General features: G+C 48.3%; 15 protein-coding genes and 1 tRNA gene. 15 read left to right on the top strand and 1 reads right to left on the bottom strand.

Features of this window, described 5'->3' with window-relative positions:
* Window positions 1–15 precede the first annotated feature (15 nt).
* Window positions 16–106, top strand: a tRNA-Ser gene (locus A3848_RS18990).
* A 362-nt stretch (window positions 107–468) separates the two neighbouring features.
* On the opposite strand, the gene A3848_RS18985 is transcribed toward A3848_RS18990, so the two are convergent.
* The gene (locus tag A3848_RS18985; RefSeq protein WP_074086472.1) at window positions 469–666 is read right to left on the bottom strand and encodes a YjzC family protein; all 198 of its coding nucleotides are present in this window, start codon (window positions 664–666) and stop codon (window positions 469–471) included.
* Window positions 667–886: 220 nt separating this feature from the next.
* On the opposite strand from A3848_RS18985, the gene rpsF reads away from it, so the two are divergent.
* The 14 genes from rpsF (at window position 887) to A3848_RS18915 (ending at window position 16222) form a co-directional block, all read left to right on the top strand.
* On the top strand, window positions 887–1171 hold the full coding sequence (gene rpsF, locus A3848_RS18980; protein ID WP_074086471.1) for a 30S ribosomal protein S6: 285 nt from the start codon (window positions 887–889) through the stop codon (window positions 1169–1171).
* A gap of 47 nt (window positions 1172–1218) precedes the next feature.
* Window positions 1219–1719, top strand: coding sequence for a single-stranded DNA-binding protein (gene ssb / locus A3848_RS18975; RefSeq protein WP_074086470.1), 501 nt, complete (start codon window positions 1219–1221; stop codon window positions 1717–1719).
* Between the two features lie 20 nt (window positions 1720–1739).
* Window positions 1740–2012, top strand: coding sequence for a 30S ribosomal protein S18 (gene rpsR, locus A3848_RS18970; RefSeq protein WP_019914552.1), 273 nt, complete (start codon window positions 1740–1742; stop codon window positions 2010–2012).
* 541 nt (window positions 2013–2553) lie between these two features.
* Window positions 2554–4560, top strand: a complete 2007-nt coding sequence (locus A3848_RS18965; protein ID WP_074086469.1) for an endonuclease MutS2 — start codon at window positions 2554–2556, stop codon at window positions 4558–4560.
* 231 nt (window positions 4561–4791) lie between these two features.
* Window positions 4792–6504: an oligopeptide ABC transporter substrate-binding protein gene (gene opp4A, locus A3848_RS18960; RefSeq protein ID WP_083612238.1), complete on the top strand. Its 1713-nt coding sequence runs from the start codon at window positions 4792–4794 to the stop codon at window positions 6502–6504.
* Between the two features lie 403 nt (window positions 6505–6907).
* Window positions 6908–7951, top strand: a complete 1044-nt coding sequence (locus tag A3848_RS18955) for an LCP family protein (RefSeq protein WP_244169802.1) — start codon at window positions 6908–6910, stop codon at window positions 7949–7951.
* A 191-nt stretch (window positions 7952–8142) separates the two neighbouring features.
* The gene (locus A3848_RS18950; protein ID WP_074086468.1) at window positions 8143–8568 is read left to right on the top strand and encodes a CBS domain-containing protein; all 426 of its coding nucleotides are present in this window, start codon (window positions 8143–8145) and stop codon (window positions 8566–8568) included.
* Between the two features lie 193 nt (window positions 8569–8761).
* Window positions 8762–9064, top strand: a complete 303-nt coding sequence (locus A3848_RS18945; RefSeq protein ID WP_025707985.1) for a MazG-like family protein — start codon at window positions 8762–8764, stop codon at window positions 9062–9064.
* A gap of 6 nt (window positions 9065–9070) precedes the next feature.
* The gene (locus A3848_RS18940; RefSeq protein ID WP_074086467.1) at window positions 9071–9988 is read left to right on the top strand and encodes a DUF2232 domain-containing protein; all 918 of its coding nucleotides are present in this window, start codon (window positions 9071–9073) and stop codon (window positions 9986–9988) included.
* Window positions 9989–9999: 11 nt separating this feature from the next.
* Window positions 10000–12006: a DHH family phosphoesterase gene (locus A3848_RS18935; protein WP_074086466.1), complete on the top strand. Its 2007-nt coding sequence runs from the start codon at window positions 10000–10002 to the stop codon at window positions 12004–12006.
* Complete coding sequence (rplI, locus tag A3848_RS18930) at window positions 12003–12449, top strand: 50S ribosomal protein L9 (RefSeq protein ID WP_074086465.1); 447 nt, start codon at window positions 12003–12005, stop codon at window positions 12447–12449. Before A3848_RS18935 ends, rplI begins: the two co-directional genes overlap by 4 nt.
* 1 nt (window position 12450) lies before the next feature.
* Window positions 12451–13812, top strand: a complete 1362-nt coding sequence (gene dnaB / locus A3848_RS18925) for a replicative DNA helicase (protein WP_074086464.1) — start codon at window positions 12451–12453, stop codon at window positions 13810–13812.
* A 307-nt stretch (window positions 13813–14119) separates the two neighbouring features.
* A complete protein-coding gene (locus A3848_RS18920; RefSeq protein ID WP_074086463.1) occupies window positions 14120–15406 on the top strand; it encodes an adenylosuccinate synthase in 1287 nt (428 codons plus the stop codon).
* 195 nt (window positions 15407–15601) lie between these two features.
* Window positions 15602–16222, top strand: coding sequence for a hypothetical protein (locus A3848_RS18915; protein WP_074086462.1), 621 nt, complete (start codon window positions 15602–15604; stop codon window positions 16220–16222).
* Window position 16223: the final 1 nt, after the last annotated feature.

Below are 16223 nucleotides of genomic sequence, written 5' to 3'. Positions count from 1 at the left end.
AATAATTCTTGCTGCGGAGAGGTACCCAAGAGGCCCAAGGGGGCTGACTCGAAATCAGTTAGGCGTGTCACAGCGTGCGTGGGTTCGAATCCCACCCTCTCCGCCACTTCAGTACTACATACTTTAACTTACGAAACCTCCGTTGACATAACGGAGGTTTTTTTTATTTTATGTAATGTCAATTCAAACGAAAAACAAAAGAGGGACCCTTTCAGGTCCCTCTCAAGAGGCAGTACATGGATAACGTTCGGATTTAATCTGTCTATAGCCGCTAAAGTGATGCAGGTTTTGCCAGGCTTATCCCTTTTTTAAGAGGAAGCCTTTACTTTCCCCGACTTACAATAGATGCTGATTCAGAATCCTTGTGATTGTGTTCGTCTACGACGTCCAACGGAACCACACCTCTCTTTTGTACTGCCTGAGAATAGTATGTCTCATGAGGTTTTTTTTATACATGTGATGTAAAAATTAATGAACCCGGGCTTTTTCAACCTTTTTCCACTTGCGGTCTTTATTTGAGGTTTCCGGAAAAGTGTCACCCCTCTTCATTTCAATTCGTTTTGGATTCTGAATTTGGGTATGGAAGCTTCGTGCTTCGCCAACCTCTGTGTAGATGCCCGGATTTGGAGCCTTATCGCCTTTTTCGTATTCGGTTTGCTCGCCCATTGGACCATTCCTCCTTGGATAGAGTGAGTAATTGCGGTGTTATTATGCTCGGATCAATGTCTCTTCATGTAGCCTAAAAAGTACCCAATAACCTTCTTGATAAAAATAACTTGCACTCCTTTGGGCAATTTGGTATATTAATTTGGTGCGAGTCTATGTTTGTGCTCGTTCCTTGCTCCTGACGTGATTAGGGGCCGCAGACCATAAGGAGGTGAAAATTATGCGCAAATATGAAGTCATGTACATTATTCGTCCTGACATTGAACAAGAAGCCGTTCAAGCAGCAGTCGAAAAATTCCAAGGCGTCATCTCCAACGGCGGAGAAATTACAAAGCACGATGTGCAAGGTAAACGCCGTCTTGCGTATGAGATCAAGAAATTCCGTGATGGCGTTTTTGTTTTGGTTAACTTTACTGCAGAACCTGCAGTTGTTACCGAATTGGAACGTCTCATGAAGATTTCCGACGAAGTCATTCGTTATCTCATTACGAACGACGTTGCCTAAGATCATGACAAGCTTTGTAACGAATCGCTTATAAGGAGGGGATTGAATTGTTGAACCGTATCATTTTGATCGGTCGGTTGACCCGTGACCCGGAACTTCGTTATACTCCCGCTGGTGTTGCCGTAACGCAGTTTACGCTTGCCGTAGACCGCAACTTTACGGGCCAGAACGGTGAACGCGAAGCGGACTTCATCCCGGTAGTAACCTGGAGACAGCTGGCTGAGACCTGTGCCAATTACTTGCGCAAAGGGCGTCTGGCAGCCGTGGAAGGCCGCATCCAAGTACGGAATTATGAGAATAACGAAGGAAAACGTGTATACGTTACTGAAGTTATTGCCGATAATGTCCGTTTCCTGGAATCCTCGCAGAATCGTGAAGGTGGCAATGCGCCAAGTGGCGGAAATGTACCAGAAGAACCATCCTATGGTGGCGGCGGTAACAGTGGACGCGGAAATAACAATAATTTCTCGCGTAACAACAATACTCAAGATCCTTTTTCGGGCGATGGAAAACCGATCGATATATCGGACGATGATTTGCCATTTTAATAAGGAAGGACTGAACTGACATGGCTTTCAAACAAAGAGAAGGCGGAGACAACGACAAAAGACCGGCACGTCGTGGTGGACGCAACAAGCGCAAAAAAGTGTGCTACTTCACTGTGAACAAGATTACTCACATTGACTATAAAGACACTGAGCTTCTGAAGAAGTTCATCAGCGAACGCGGAAAGATCTTGCCGCGTCGTGTAACAGGTACAAGTGCTAAATACCAACGCGCTCTGACCATTGCTGTAAAACGCTCGCGTCAAATCGCGCTGCTGCCTTACACAACGGAATAGGACGTTTCATGAAGCAGCCGGCTAAGCCGGCTGCTTTTTTATATTTCAGGGCTGCTTCTGTTTATTGTGCAGGGAATTGACGAAGGTGATGGAATGTAGTAAATTACAGGTATCCTATAACTAAAGGGGAAATTTTGATGTTGGTGAGCGTTCTTAACTAAGCAATTTCATATCATCTAACCCGTAAGCTACATAAGGCCCGCTCTTAGAGTAAAGCAGGCTGTGTTTGAGTATGTCCAGCAGGATGTGCTCGTGCTTCAGGGAAGGTGAGTGAATTAGTTAAGGACACACGCGAAGCGTCATATGGCCTCTTTACGGCTAATGTTCTCTTTGTGATTTAACCGTGCTCTTGCAGCACGGTTTTTTCTGTCTTCAGGCTGAATATCCCCAAAGGGGCAAGTGGCTGAAGCACAAAGAGGATTGCAGCAGTGAATGAGGGCAAAGACAGCCGTAGTGGCAGTCTTTGCCCTTTTTTGCGTTACGGACAGATCAGCAGCCCGCCTGAGCGTTCAGGTGAGGGATAAGGGAGGAACATTGAATAATGAATACACAAAGCCAGATCACCCTGCAATATGAGGAAATGAGGGCGGAGCTTGGACGTCACACCGTATCTTATGAAGGGAAAAAGGCGGTAAGCGGCCTTGAGCCTATGACCTATCTTCCGGCCATTCACAGGGCGCTGGATGAAACTGCTGAGGCGAAGGAGCTTTTGGAAAGAGGAGCAAGCGTACCGATTCCCTCCCTCGAGGGAATGGAGAACCTAATGTCGCTGCTAGGAACAGGATATCTATATAGTGAGAAGGATTTCATGGCAGTATCGGTGTTTCTGCAGAGCTGCAGCCAGCTGCGTAAATACATGAAGGCCAAAGAGCAAACGGCTCCACGGATTGCTTCCTATGCGGCTTCTCTAGTGGAGCTGAGAGACGTGCGGGAGGAGATTGAACGCTGTATACGACTAGGGACCATTGATGACCACGCCAGCAAAGGGCTGGAACGGGTCCGGAAACGATTGGCTGTAGCCAAGGATCGCCTGCAGAGGAAGATAGAAGCTGTAATGTCGAGGCATCAGGGAATCCTTCAGGAGAACCTCGTCAGCATGCGCGGTGGGCGGTATGTAATTCCTGTAAAGCGAGAATATCACAAGCAGGTAAAAGGAGCGGTACTGGATCAGTCAACCAGCGGACAGACCGTATTTGTAGAGCCCTTTGAGATCGCCGCCATGCAGGGGGAGCTCGAATTGCTGGGGGCTGAGGAGGCTAGGGAAGAGATGCAGATTCTAAGCATGCTGACAGGGCTTTTGGAGAAGGAGCAGGCGGCGCTGCGGCTGAATATTGAAATTACAGGCAACTATGATTTTATTTTCGCCAAAGCCAAATATGCGCGTACAATGGGTGCAAGAAATGTTGCCCTGAATGACCGCGGTTACTTGAGGATGAATGGGGGCCGGCACCCTAATCTGGATGGGATGATTCCAGTGAGTCTGGAATTCGGCAATGGCTACAAGTCCCTTATCATCACCGGACCAAATACGGGCGGCAAAACGGTAGTGCTCAAAACGTTGGGGCTGCTAACCCTAATGGTTCAATCAGGGCTGCTAATCCCTGTAGAGCCAGACAGCGACTTCACTGTGTTCTCGGATGTCATCAGCGTGATTGGGGACGGACAGAGTCTAACACAGTCTCTAAGCACCTTTTCAGCACAGATGAAGAGTATAGAAGGGATGCTTAGAGATGCGGGCAAGGGTGTACTGCTGCTGATTGATGAGCTGGCGGCGGGTACGGACCCTGGAGAAGGCTTCGCACTTTCGATAGCCATTCTCGAGGAACTGAACCGCAAAGGAGCTAATATAATAGTTACTACTCATTTTAATGAACTTAAGGTCTTCGCCGCATCCACCAGCGGGTTCCAAAATGCGCGGATGGAGTTTGACAAGAATACGCTGCAACCGATCTACCAGTTAACTATTGGTGAAGCGGGTGAAAGTTATGCCCTGCAAATTGCCGAAAAATTAGGCATCCCCGAGTCTGTTATCCGGCGCTCGCAGCAGCTTGTAGAAGGGCAGCATGAAGTGGACGGAGATAAAAGGTACTGGAACAACTTTAACCGTTCAGGACACGGCAAATCAGGTGAAGGGTTCAAACATGTGGAAGGGAATGATTCCCCTGAGAAAGAGCTGGCTTCAAGTGTTTCTGCAGGACTGACAGAGGATTTATCAGGAGACCTAAACTCTGCTCAAACAGGTGATGGCAAGGAACAGAAGAAGGAATATGAAGTAGGAGATGCGGTGTATGTGAAGCCACTGGGCAGAACGGGAATCGTCTATGAGGCAAGGGACGGAATGGGAATGGTTGGCGTTATGATTCAAAAGCAAAAAATGAAATTCAACCATAAACGTCTAAGACCATACCTCTCTAAAGAAGAGCTCTATCCGGAGGAATATGATTTTGATATTATTTTCGAGAGTAAGGAAACACGGAAAATGCGTAAGTTGATGCGGAAAAAGCATGTGGAAGGCCTTACTATTATTCATGAGGAGAAGGACGAGTAACCGCAGCAGAAAATGCAAAGGCCTGCCCCTTGGGCAGGCTTTTTTCAAAAAGTATGGATGTTACCACAAGGGCTAGTAGGGTACGAAGTTGAATTAAGTGCTTCACTTTAGACTGATTATTGTATATCCTCAATATTATAGTCTATAAAGGCTGTAAAGAATGAGAATAGAAATGATTAATAAAACAATCTGTGGATAGCGCTTACAATGGAAGAAGGGAAGAATGATATGATGAAGCGCAGATATGGCACACTGGTGCTGGCGATGGCTATGATGCTGTCTGCTTGCAGCGGTATTAGCTCTGAGCGGCTTTCCTATGGAATTCTTTCGAATAATACGTCAGAAGTTCCTGTAGCTGGGGGAACCATCACTTATGGCTACTCCTCTCCGTTTCAAGGGTTGTTTGATCCCGCTTTTTATGAGGGTGAGGACGATTTCCAGGTACTGGAGTTCATTACAGAATCCATGTTTAAGGTAAAAGATGACTTAACCACCGTTCCGGGCATTGCCTCCTGGCAGGAATCAGACGACCACACCGTGTTCACCTTCAAAATAAAGGCGGGTGTCCGCTGGCATAATGGCGATGAGTTAACTGTAGAAGACTGGAAGTTTGCACTGGAGACCATTGCCAGCCCGGAATATACAGGGTCACGGTACTACAGTGTGGAAATGATTAAGGGCGCAGAAGCCTATCATAAAGGGGAAGCCAAGGAGATCAGCGGGATAAAAGTGATTGACCCCTATACACTGAGAATTACGATGAACGGGGTTCGGGTAAATGCACTGGACAACCTGTGGTCCTACCCGATGAATAAAAAGGTTTTCAGCGGAATCGCGGTGAAGGATATGCCGGACAGCGATCCGGTGCGGAAGCATCCTATCGGGATTGGCCCCTTTGAGGTAACAAATATCCAGCCCGGGCAGCTTGTGGAGATGAAGCGATTTGATCATTACTATCAGGGGAAGGCTTTCTTGGACGGAGTGCAGTATAAAGTGTTTGATGATAAGGAAATCGTGAATCTTCTTGAAGAGAATCAAGTGGATATAGCTTCAGCCCCGCGTGATGCCTATGCATCGCTGAAGCAGCTGGACCAGGTGGCGGTTTTGGAATCTCCGGAGCTATCTTACGAATACATAGGATTCAAATTCGGATCTTGGGATAAGGAAACCCAGCAGATTATTATGAATAATCCCAAGTTCGCCGATAAGCGTCTACGCCAGGCCATGTATTACGCACTCGATCGGAAGGGAATTATTGACCAGTACTCTTATGGTCTTGGCAGTCTGATTGAAACTCCGGTTTCCAGCTCAAGCTGGGCTAAGATTCCCAACGCAGAAATCAATACGTATGACTACAATCCGGATACAGCAAAGACACTCCTGGACGAAGCCGGCTATGTGGACAGGGATGGCGATGGATTGCGTGAAGACCCCAAAGGACACTCATTTATAATAAACTACGATGCCATGACCGGAACGACAACCGCTGAAGCAAGAACGCAGGCAATTCTCCAGAATTGGCGCGATGTCGGACTGGATGTCCGGCTGAACGGAGGCAAGCTTAAGGAGCTTAATGACTTCTACGAAGCTGTAGAAAATGACGATCCCTCAGTTGAGTTGTTCAACGGAGTATGGGGGTTGGCCAGCGATCCGGACCCCTCCGGTCTATGGAGAGCGACTGATCTGTGGAATTATCCACGGTACAGTTCAAAGCGTAGTGAAGATTTGATCCGTGAAGGTGTAGGAATCAAATCCTATGATAAAGAGTACCGCAAGCAGGTCTACTATGAATGGCAAAAATTAATCAACGAGGAAGTGCCGATGATCTTTTTTGCCGAACGCACAAATATTACGGCCGTTAACAAACGTCTGCAGAACGTTCGGGTGAATTCCATGAGCACTATTATTGAACCACAGACTTGGTGGATTAAGGAAGAGGATTGAATTGAAGCAAAGCTGGGGAGCCGCTGCCTGTGGAAGGCGGACCTTGCAGTTTTGCTTCTTTTTTATTAATTCTGCATCAAAATGAAGTTTCATTCGTCATATCCTTTATGGATTGCAAGTAGCTCCAGCACTAAACATGTCGTTATTTGTTGTTTCTTTTTTAGCGGCAAGTGATTACAATAGAAATATTGTTTATGTGTCAAAGCCGTTTTCCATGTTTATTCTACAAATAGAATGACCCGAATTCCAGAAAGGGGGGAAACATAATAATACCGAATCGGTCAAAATCTTAACAGCTAAGAAAAGCACAACCATGACTGCTTGGTGCGCTCCAGGCAAGCATTGTAAATAGATCGCAAGCAATCATATAACCATTCCACCATAAAGAAGGAATCAAAAAATCATGAAAAAAATCAAAAAAATAAAGACAAGATACATCATCATCATTGCTGCACTTGTAGTATTAATCGGTGGAGGATTTCTATTCCAAAAACAGCTGGCGGTACTGGCCTTTGATCTATTTTTGTCGGATCGGGTCGAGAATAAGCTGTCCCAGAAATCTTACCAGCCTCTAGTGAACGATGGGAATACTACGATAAAACCCGAGCCTGTTGTGTACAAAAGCGACCCGTTTTCTCTAATGCTGCTGGGTACGGACCAGCGTAAAAATGAAACGGCCCGTTCTGATACGATGATCTACGCGGTTATCCGGCCTGAAGATTATAAAATTCTACTGATCTCTATTCCACGGGACACGTACACCGAGATCATCGGACACGATGACAACAAAAAGGATAAAATTACGCATGCCTATGCGTTCGGGGGCCAGAAGATGGCCAAGGATACGCTGGAGAACCTGCTTGGACACGACATTCAATATTATGCCACTATAAATTTCCAGGGCCTAAAGGATGCGGTTGATGCCATTGGCGGTGTACCGCTGCCGATCAAAAAAGACATTGTGAACAAGGGTAAGGATCATGAGAAATTCACTATTGAAGGCGGCAAATCCAATTATAATGGTGAAGAGGCCCTCAACTATACGCGCTACCGTGAAGACAGTGACTTTAACCGTACGAAACGGCAACAGGTATTCATTGATGTAGTTGCGAACAAGATGCTGTCCATCAGCCAAATCGGGAACATCCCCGAGCTGCTGGATATTATGGGCGACAATTTCAAGACGGATATTGCGCCGTCTACAATCATTAGTCTGGCCAGAAAATTCATGGGCGGAAAAGATATGGATATTTCCAGTTTTACCGTGATGGGTGAGGGCAAACGCATCGGTGGTGTGTATTATGATATCGTTGATGAAAAGGACCTGACTGAAGCCAAAGCGATGATCGACAACTGGATGAATGCCAGCACACCGGTGGATCAATTAATCGAACCGGGCAAAGCACAAAATGCACTGGAGCCTGCGGCTACATCCGCAGCACAGTAATTCCTTCGTAAAAGAATAAGCAATGATAGCAGCAGCCATACGCAATCTTAATGGCTGCTGCTTACTGTTCTCATGCTATAATAAAATGGAACGAATGATTGGCTAAAGACGTATAATTACGGATGGCCCTTGCTTCAAGGAAAGGGTAAGGCATAATAATTCCTTCGGAACTCTTTGAGGAGGATCAAGAGATGAATATTGCGTTTTTTTTACTTCCGAAACAGGAGGTGGCGTGCGTGACCCTCGATTCAACGCTGCGTCAGACTCTGGAACGGATGGAGTTTCACCGCTATACTGCTGTGCCGATTCTGAACCGGAACGGGGAGTATGCAGGAACAGTAACGGAAGGTGATCTGCTCTGGTATATGAAGGATTCGGGTGGGGCGGTGACGTTCGAAAATGCTTCCAAATTTCTGCTGAAGGATGTGCCGCTGCGGATGAATAATCTGCCGGTATCCATTGATGCGGATATGGAGGATCTAATCAATTTAGCCAAGGTACAGAACTTTGTGCCTGTTGTCGATGACATGAACCGGTTCATTGGTATCGTACGCCGGAGTCAAATTATTGAATATTGTGAAAAGGTTGTTTCACGCCAGTCACAGGAATCGGTGTAAGCCATCTTATTTTGTTTTGCGACCTGAGGCAGTATGGATCAAGGCCTGTATTTCCGGCGAGCACGGAATGCGGGCCTTTTTTGAAAATACAGCGAGTACTTCCGGGACGGTGGACGTCCCGTGTAGCTGGGAATTATTTATGCTATAATGGAGAATAATGCTTTTTGCCGGAGGTAGAGAGACTGTGCCCAATGTGCCGAAGGATTTGGATGTAGCCAAACGCGCCAAGGTAATTGAATGGTTGAAGACCGAAGTTATTGATCAAGTCTCACGGTTGTTCAAAGCGCTCTGGGAAGGCAGTACCGCGCGTGTGGGAGACAGTCTGGCCAGCCTGATTATGAGTTCTTATATTTTGGGTCGCAGACTTGGAATCCCCTATCGTGAACTCGACGATCTGCTGATTGAAAAGCTCAGAAAACACAGGCAGGAAGGGCATCAATTGGAAGAATGGTACCAGGATATATCTGCATTAGAAGAACATATGCGTAAGAGGTGAATACTGTTGAAATTTCGCTGGACATCGGTGGCATGGAGCATAGCGTATCTGCTGTTGCTGCTCTCATTATCAACCCCATTGCTCATTATCACTACATTATTTATGATTATTCCGGCAGTAGTGCTGTTCACTACTCTGAATACGAAGCAGTTTATTCTCCATATTCTGCCCGTGCTGCTGATTGTCGGTCTGATTACACCCGTCTATGTCTTGATAGCGGTCTATTTCTTGATACCCGCACTAGTGATGGGGCGTTGGTACAAGAAACGTTCATCAGCGATGTCTACACTGCTCGCCGGAATGATCACCATTCTTGGTGAATTTCTGTTGCTGCTGCTGTTAGGAACCGCATTATTCAATTTCGATCTTACCACCTATGTGAATGATGTGCTGCAGATGGTGAATTCACCGCTGTCGGAGCTGGGGGCCAGCAATCCTCTGATTTCGGAATTGAAGCTCTCTTCCGAGGATGTTAATACGATTAGCCATATGACTGTGCAGATTATCCCAATGACATTGATCATCAGCTCATTCATGATAGCCGTGATCACACATTCCATTGTCCGTCCGATTCTGAATAGTATGGAATATGCAGTTCCGCGACTGAAGCCAGCCCGTGATTGGAGACTTCCAAGATCGTTCATCTGGTATTATCTGCTGGGTGTAGTGCTTAGCCTTATGTTTGGGGGATCAGACAGCGGATTCATGCCGATGATTTCCGACAATCTGCTGCCGTTATTGCGGATAGGTTTTATCATTCAGGCCATCGGCTTCCTTTTCTTCCTGGTCTACGAGCGAAAATGGAGCAAGGTTGTGGCACTCCTGCTGTCGATTCCCGTTATTTTTATGCCGGGGCTGTGGATCATCGGTATAGTTGACCTGGCGTTCCCGCTGCGCGAGCTTGTGACGAAATCGAAACGATAGGGTGAGAGCTCATGCCAAAATTTCTGCAAAGACGCTGGCACGGCTATCATACCGTATGGGCGTTTATGCTGCTGCTGCTGCTGATCATAGTAGTCAGTGTCTATAATTGGGTTATTGGTGTCGCCAGTCTGTTTCTGGCAGGGACCCTCTGCTTCTCTATGCTGCAGGCAGAACTCTCGTTCCGCCGGAATCTGGTGGAATATATCAATGGGCTATCCTTTCGCATCAAGCGCGTGGAGGGGGAAGCGGTCGGAATGCTTCCACTCGGCATTATTCTGTACAGTGAGGACCGGAAAGTAGAGTGGAACAACCGCAGTGCCGGTGATATTTTCTCACGCAAATCTTTGGTTGGGGATGAAATGGAGGAGTTGCTGCCCGATATTATGCCCTCCCTTGCCACTCATGTGCCGGTTAAGAGGGAAGTCTCCAAAGATAACAGTCTGAAGGATATCCGTCAGGAGATTGCCGTCGATGAACGTTATTATCAGGTCGTCGTAATCCCTAGTGAGCGAATGCTGTATTTGTATGATATCACTGAGCTTGTGGTGCTGCGCGAACGTTACGAAGAAGAGAAGCTCGCGATCGGCATCGTGATGATGGATAATCTGGATGAAGCGGCTCAGGGGATGGACGATCAGCAACGTACCTCGCTGATCGCCAAGGTAGCGAGTGAGATTACGGAGTGGAGCAAGCAGTTTGAAGTATACCTGCGCCGGTTGTCTTCGGAGCGGTACCTCATGTTGCTTAATCACCGTAGCCTGCAGGCGCTTGAGGAGAGCCGGTTCGTCATTCTGGACGAGGTGCGGGAGATGACCGCTGATCTCAAGGTGCCGATGACGCTTAGCATCGGACTTGCCTACGGTTCAGAATCGGCCAGCGAGCTAGGAGCACTGGCGCAGTCCAGTCTTGATATGGCACTTGGCCGGGGCGGCGATCAGGCGGCCGTGAAGGCGGGCCAGCGGCTGTCTTTCTATGGCGGTAAGAGTAATGCAGCTGAGAAGCGTACGAGAGTGCGGGCCCGTGTTATTGCCCACGCCCTGCGAGACCTGATGCAGGAAAGCGACCGGGTGCTGATCATGGGCCACCGGACGCCAGACATCGATGCTGTAGGAGCTGCGATTGGTCTGCTCAAAGCAGCGCAAATGTACAATGTAGAAGCTAACATTGTGATGGAGACGCCGAATCCTTCGATTACCCGGATGATGGAGCAAATCCGCCGGGATGAGGAATTGAACAAAGCTTTTATTTCTACAGAACAAGCGCTGCAGATCATGACGGAGCATACACTGCTGATCGTAGTGGATACCCATAAGGCCTCGATGACCATGGAACCCCGCCTGGTGCAGTATGCCAGCCGGATAGTGGTCGTTGACCATCACCGCAGAGGTGAAGAGTTCATCAACGATGCTGTGCTGGTCTATCTGGAGCCGTATGCCTCATCTACGTGCGAGCTGGTTACAGAGCTTCTGCAGTATATTCATGACAAGATCAAGCTCAGCCCGCTGGAAGCTACAATGCTCCTGGCCGGAATTACGGTGGACACCAAGCATTTTGCGCTGCACACCGGCTCTCGTACCTTTGAAGCGGCAGGATTTCTGCGGCGGGTCGGCGCAGACACGATTCTGATTCAGCGTATGCTGAAGGAGGATCTGCAGGAGTATATTTCAAAAGCGGAAATTATCAAACATGCCCGGATGGTGTATGATCATATAGCACTGGTTGTCACGGCTCCGGGAATGAAGATTCCGCAGCTGCTGATTGCCCAGACGGCGGATACGCTACTGGGCATGACGAACGTGGTGGCTTCATTCGTTATCAGCGAACGGCCTGACGGCCTCATTGGCATCAGCGCGCGGTCACTCGGGCGGATGAACGTGCAGGTAGTTATGGAAAAGCTGGGAGGTGGCGGACACTTGTCCAATGCTGCCGTTCAGCTAGAAGGAACAAGCAAGGAAGCAGAAGCCAGACTGCTTGCAGTACTGGCTGAAATTGAAGCGAAAGAGGGGCTGTTCGAATGAAGGTCATTTTCATAAAAGATGTTAAGGGTCAGGGCAAGAAGGGGCAAGTTAAAGAGGTATCAGAGGGTTATGCAGCCAACTTCCTGCTGCCGCGTGGACTGGTTCGCCCGGCTACTGAAGGCAATGTGAAGACTCTGGAGAATCAGGCTGCTGCTGAGCAGCGCCGCAAGGATCAGGAGAAAGAGGAAGCCGTTCAGCTGGGCAAGAAGCTGGACGAGCTGACATTGACTCTAAAAGCCAAAGCTGGCGAAGGCGGCCGGCTGTTCGGTGCCATTACAAGCAAGCAAATTGGTGAAACCCTCGCAGCAACCCAGGGGATTTCGATTGATAAGCGTAAAATTGAACTGAATGATCCGATCCGCCATGTGGGTACATTTCAGGTGACGGTGAAGCTGCATACTGAAGTAAAGGCTAACCTCACGGTTCAGGTAACGGAGGAGTAAGATGGGTGGAGATCTCTTTTTCGATCGGATTCCCCCGCAGAACCTGGAGGCAGAGCAGGCTGTAATCGGTGCTGTGCTCCTGCAGGATGAGGCGCTGATCACCGCGATGGAGCGGGTGAATACCGAAGACTTCTACGATAAACCGCATCAGATGATATTTGAAGCGATGGTGCAGCTCGGAGAAGAGAGCCAGCCGATTGACCTGGTTACACTGACGTCCAGACTGCAGGACAAGGGACAGCTTGAGGATATCGGCGGTGTCAGCTATCTGGCGAAGCTGGCGCATGCGGTGCCGACTGCAGCCAACGTCGAATACTATGCCCAAATTATCGAAGAGAAGGCGATGCTGCGGCGCTTGATCCGTACCGCGACGCAGATTGTCAGTGAAGGTTATACCGGCGGAGAAGATGTAGGTGGTATGCTCAGCGATGCCGAGCGGCGGATTCTTGAAATCTCTAACCGGCGCAGTGGCAGCGGATTTATTGCCATCCGTGATGTGCTCATGCAGGTATTCGACCGGGTGGAGCTGCTCCATCAGAACAAGGGGGGAACCTCCGGGATTCCTACCGGATTCGTGGACCTTGACCATATGACTAACGGCTTTCAGCGGAATGACCTGATTATTGTGGCTGCCCGTCCTTCTGTAGGGAAAACAGCATTCGCCCTGAATATTGCCCAGAATGTAGCGGTTCGGGCCAAAGAGACTGTCGCTATTTTCAGTCTGGAAATGTCGGCGCCGCAGTTGGTTCAACGTATGATTTGTGCTGAAGCGAATCTGGATGCCAATATTATGCGTACTGGTGACTTCAAAAGTGATGATGACTGGTCGAAGCTGACGATGGGAATTCAATCTTTGTCCGAAGCGGAAATCTATATTGACGACACTCCCGGTATTACGGTTACGGATATTCGTGCAAAATGCCGAAGACTGAAGAAGGAAAAAGGTCTGGGCATGATTGTCATTGACTATTTGCAGCTCATTCAGGGGCGCGGCAAGGGCGGTGAGAACCGTCAGCAGGAAGTCTCGGAGATCTCCCGTACTTTGAAGCAGATTGCCCGTGAGCTGGATGTACCGGTGATTGCTTTGTCTCAGCTCAGCCGTGGTGTGGAGCAGCGTCAGGATAAACGTCCGATGATGAGTGACCTTCGTGAATCGGGCTCGATTGAGCAGGATGCCGATATCGTGGCCTTCCTGTATCGTGATGATTACTATAATCAGGATACTGAAAAGAAGAATATCATCGAAATTATTATTGCCAAACAGCGTAATGGTCCTGTAGGCACCGTAGAGCTGGTGTTCCTGAAAAATTTCAACAAATTCGTCAACTACGAGCGTGCTCATAACGAACCGTTTGCAGGTTAGGCATTTTTTGTACAATATCCGAACGATCACACATTTCCTTGTGAGATCGTTCGTTTTTATTTGACTTTAAAAAGTACCGCTGTTACACTGGTTATTGTGCTTTAGCGGGTTAAACCGCCGGGCGTCCGGAGGGCTGCGTACATAAGAAGCGAGTACAGAGCCCATATTACAAGTGGAAACGGCTTCGCTGTCCTAAAGGGACGGCGGGTTTCAGCGGGAAATAGAAGGATAATTTATAGCTTAATCATATAGATTCTTCTATTTTGAAAAATAATGGTGCTAAGCGAGCACCTACGGAGGAATGAACATGTCAACGGTAGTCGTCGTGGGAACACAATGGGGAGACGAAGGCAAAGGCAAGATCACGGATTTTCTGGCAGAGAGCGCAGATGTGGTCGCCCGGTATCAAGGGGGTAACAATGCCGGTCACACGATTCTGATTGACGGGAAGAAGTTCAAGCTGAGCTTGATTCCATCAGGAGTATTTTATAAAGAGAAAACTTGTGTCATCGGTAACGGAATGGTTATCAACCCTGAAGCGCTGATTCAAGAAATTAATTATATTCATGAGAACGGCTTCGACACCAAGAATCTGGTGATCAGTGACCGCGCCCATGTCATCATGCCATATCATATGCTGCTGGATGCGCTGGAAGAGGACCGTAAAGGCCCGAACAAAATCGGCACTACCCGCAAAGGGATTGGCCCGGCTTACATGGATAAGGCCGCCCGTAACGGTATCCGCATTGCTGATCTGATGGATGCAGAAGAGTTCGAGCTGAGACTGCGCCACCTAATGGAAGAAAAGAACCAGGTAATTACTCAGGTCTATGGAGCGGAAGCGCTGGACGTAGAAGAAATTCTGACCCAATATCTGGGGTATGCAGAAGTGCTCCGAGGCTATGTTACGGATACCTCTGTAGTGCTGAACGAGGCCATTGATGCCGATTCCCGTGTGCTGTTCGAAGGCGCGCAGGGTGTTATGCTTGATATTGACCAAGGCACGTATCCATTCGTTACTTCTTCCAATCCGTCGGCGGGCGGGGTCTGCATCGGTTCAGGTGTAGGTCCGTCCAAGATTAAGCAGGTTATCGGTGTAGCCAAGTCCTATACTACCCGTGTTGGTGATGGACCGTTCCCAACCGAGTTGAACGATTCGATTGGCGACTACATCCGTGAGACTGGTCATGAGTATGGTACGGTTACGGGACGTGCACGCCGCGTAGGCTGGTTCGACAGTGTAGTGGTGCGTCATGCCCGGCGCGTCAGCGGAATTACCGGTCTGTCCTTGAACTCGCTTGACGTACTCAGTGGTCTGGAAACCGTAAAGATCTGCACAGGTTATAAATACCGTGGAGAAGTGATTACCCACTATCCGGCCTCACTGAAAATGCTGGCAGAATGCGAAGCCGTCTATGAGGAGCTTCCAGGCTGGAGTGAGGATATCACTTCGGCGAAGACGCTGGAAGACCTGCCGGTGAATACACGGAAATATGTTGAACGGGTGTCGGAGCTTACAGGCATTCCGATCTCGATCTTCTCCGTAGGCCGTAACCGTGAGCAGACCAATCAAGTACTTCCAATCTATATCTAGATCGAATATAAGATTCATCCTCTGAGGGGCCTCTATTGAGGCTCCTTTTTATTTGTTACTGGCGATAATCAAAGAGTCTCTATATCGGTTCAGACGTTTCTCTTGCAGCGTTCTAGTCAATACTGAAAGGATAGAAGGACCCGAGGCCTGATATTCCTGAGATTGGCCATGAACAGAAGCAAGGGAGAGATGAAGATGAAAATGGTAAAGCGTACACTTGCTGTCTGCCTGATTGTGGTGCTGGCCAGTGCACTGTCTATTCTGACTACAGCCTATGTGGTGAATACGTATATCCGGTCGGTGCTCGCAAGCTTCGACATTAAGCTGGATGGCCCAGGGCCGGGGATCGGCGGATTTATGAAGAGTCTGACCGGTATGGACACAAAACCTCCGGCGCCAGTTACAGCTGAGGATAAAGAAACTGCAGTGCCAGACAGTAGCAAAACGGAAGAAGGTAAACCAAATACGACTGGCGGTAAAAGTGGAGAGAAAACGGTGGAGGAAGATGCCCCTAAGGATGCCCTGCCTGTGATGGGCGAAGCCGGCAGTGAACAGGAATTGGTAATGACACCGGAGGCCATGCTGAATTTGAAGGAGAATCTGCCTGCTGATGAAAAAACCAATATTTTCAATATTTTAATGGCTAAGCTGCCTCAGGAGGAAATGCAAAAGATATCCAAGGCCATGGAAGATGGGCTAACAGAAAGTGAAGTCCAGGAACTGCAGCAGGTCATAGCGAAATACGTAGATCAAAAGGAATATGAGACCTTAATGAAAATGCTTACACCAAACAGCAAGGACAGTCCACAAAATTAAA

This window comes from Paenibacillus sp. P32E (assembly GCF_001909085.1).
Lineage (GTDB): Bacteria > Bacillota > Bacilli > Paenibacillales > Paenibacillaceae > Paenibacillus_AQ > Paenibacillus_AQ helianthi.
The sequence above is the reverse complement of the archived record's forward strand: the minus strand, read 5'-3'. Positions and strand labels throughout refer to the sequence as shown.

Excerpts from the sequence above, each read along its gene's own strand:
- A3848_RS18985 (WP_074086472.1), bottom strand. The coding sequence starts at position 666 with ATGGGCGAGCAAACCGAATACGAAAAAGGCGATAAGGCTCCAAATCCG.
- rpsF (WP_074086471.1), top strand. The coding sequence starts at position 887 with ATGCGCAAATATGAAGTCATGTACATTATTCGTCCTGACATTGAACAA.
- rpsR (WP_019914552.1), top strand. The coding sequence starts at position 1,740 with ATGGCTTTCAAACAAAGAGAAGGCGGAGACAACGACAAAAGACCGGCA.
- A3848_RS18965 (WP_074086469.1), top strand. The coding sequence starts at position 2,554 with ATGAATACACAAAGCCAGATCACCCTGCAATATGAGGAAATGAGGGCG.
- opp4A (WP_083612238.1), top strand. The coding sequence starts at position 4,792 with ATGAAGCGCAGATATGGCACACTGGTGCTGGCGATGGCTATGATGCTG.
- A3848_RS18955 (WP_244169802.1), top strand. The coding sequence starts at position 6,908 with ATGAAAAAAATCAAAAAAATAAAGACAAGATACATCATCATCATTGCT.
- A3848_RS18950 (WP_074086468.1), top strand. The coding sequence starts at position 8,143 with ATGAATATTGCGTTTTTTTTACTTCCGAAACAGGAGGTGGCGTGCGTG.
- A3848_RS18935 (WP_074086466.1), top strand. The coding sequence starts at position 10,000 with ATGCCAAAATTTCTGCAAAGACGCTGGCACGGCTATCATACCGTATGG.
- rplI (WP_074086465.1), top strand. The coding sequence starts at position 12,003 with ATGAAGGTCATTTTCATAAAAGATGTTAAGGGTCAGGGCAAGAAGGGG.
- dnaB (WP_074086464.1), top strand. The coding sequence starts at position 12,451 with ATGGGTGGAGATCTCTTTTTCGATCGGATTCCCCCGCAGAACCTGGAG.
- A3848_RS18920 (WP_074086463.1), top strand. The coding sequence starts at position 14,120 with ATGTCAACGGTAGTCGTCGTGGGAACACAATGGGGAGACGAAGGCAAA.
- A3848_RS18915 (WP_074086462.1), top strand. The coding sequence starts at position 15,602 with ATGAAAATGGTAAAGCGTACACTTGCTGTCTGCCTGATTGTGGTGCTG.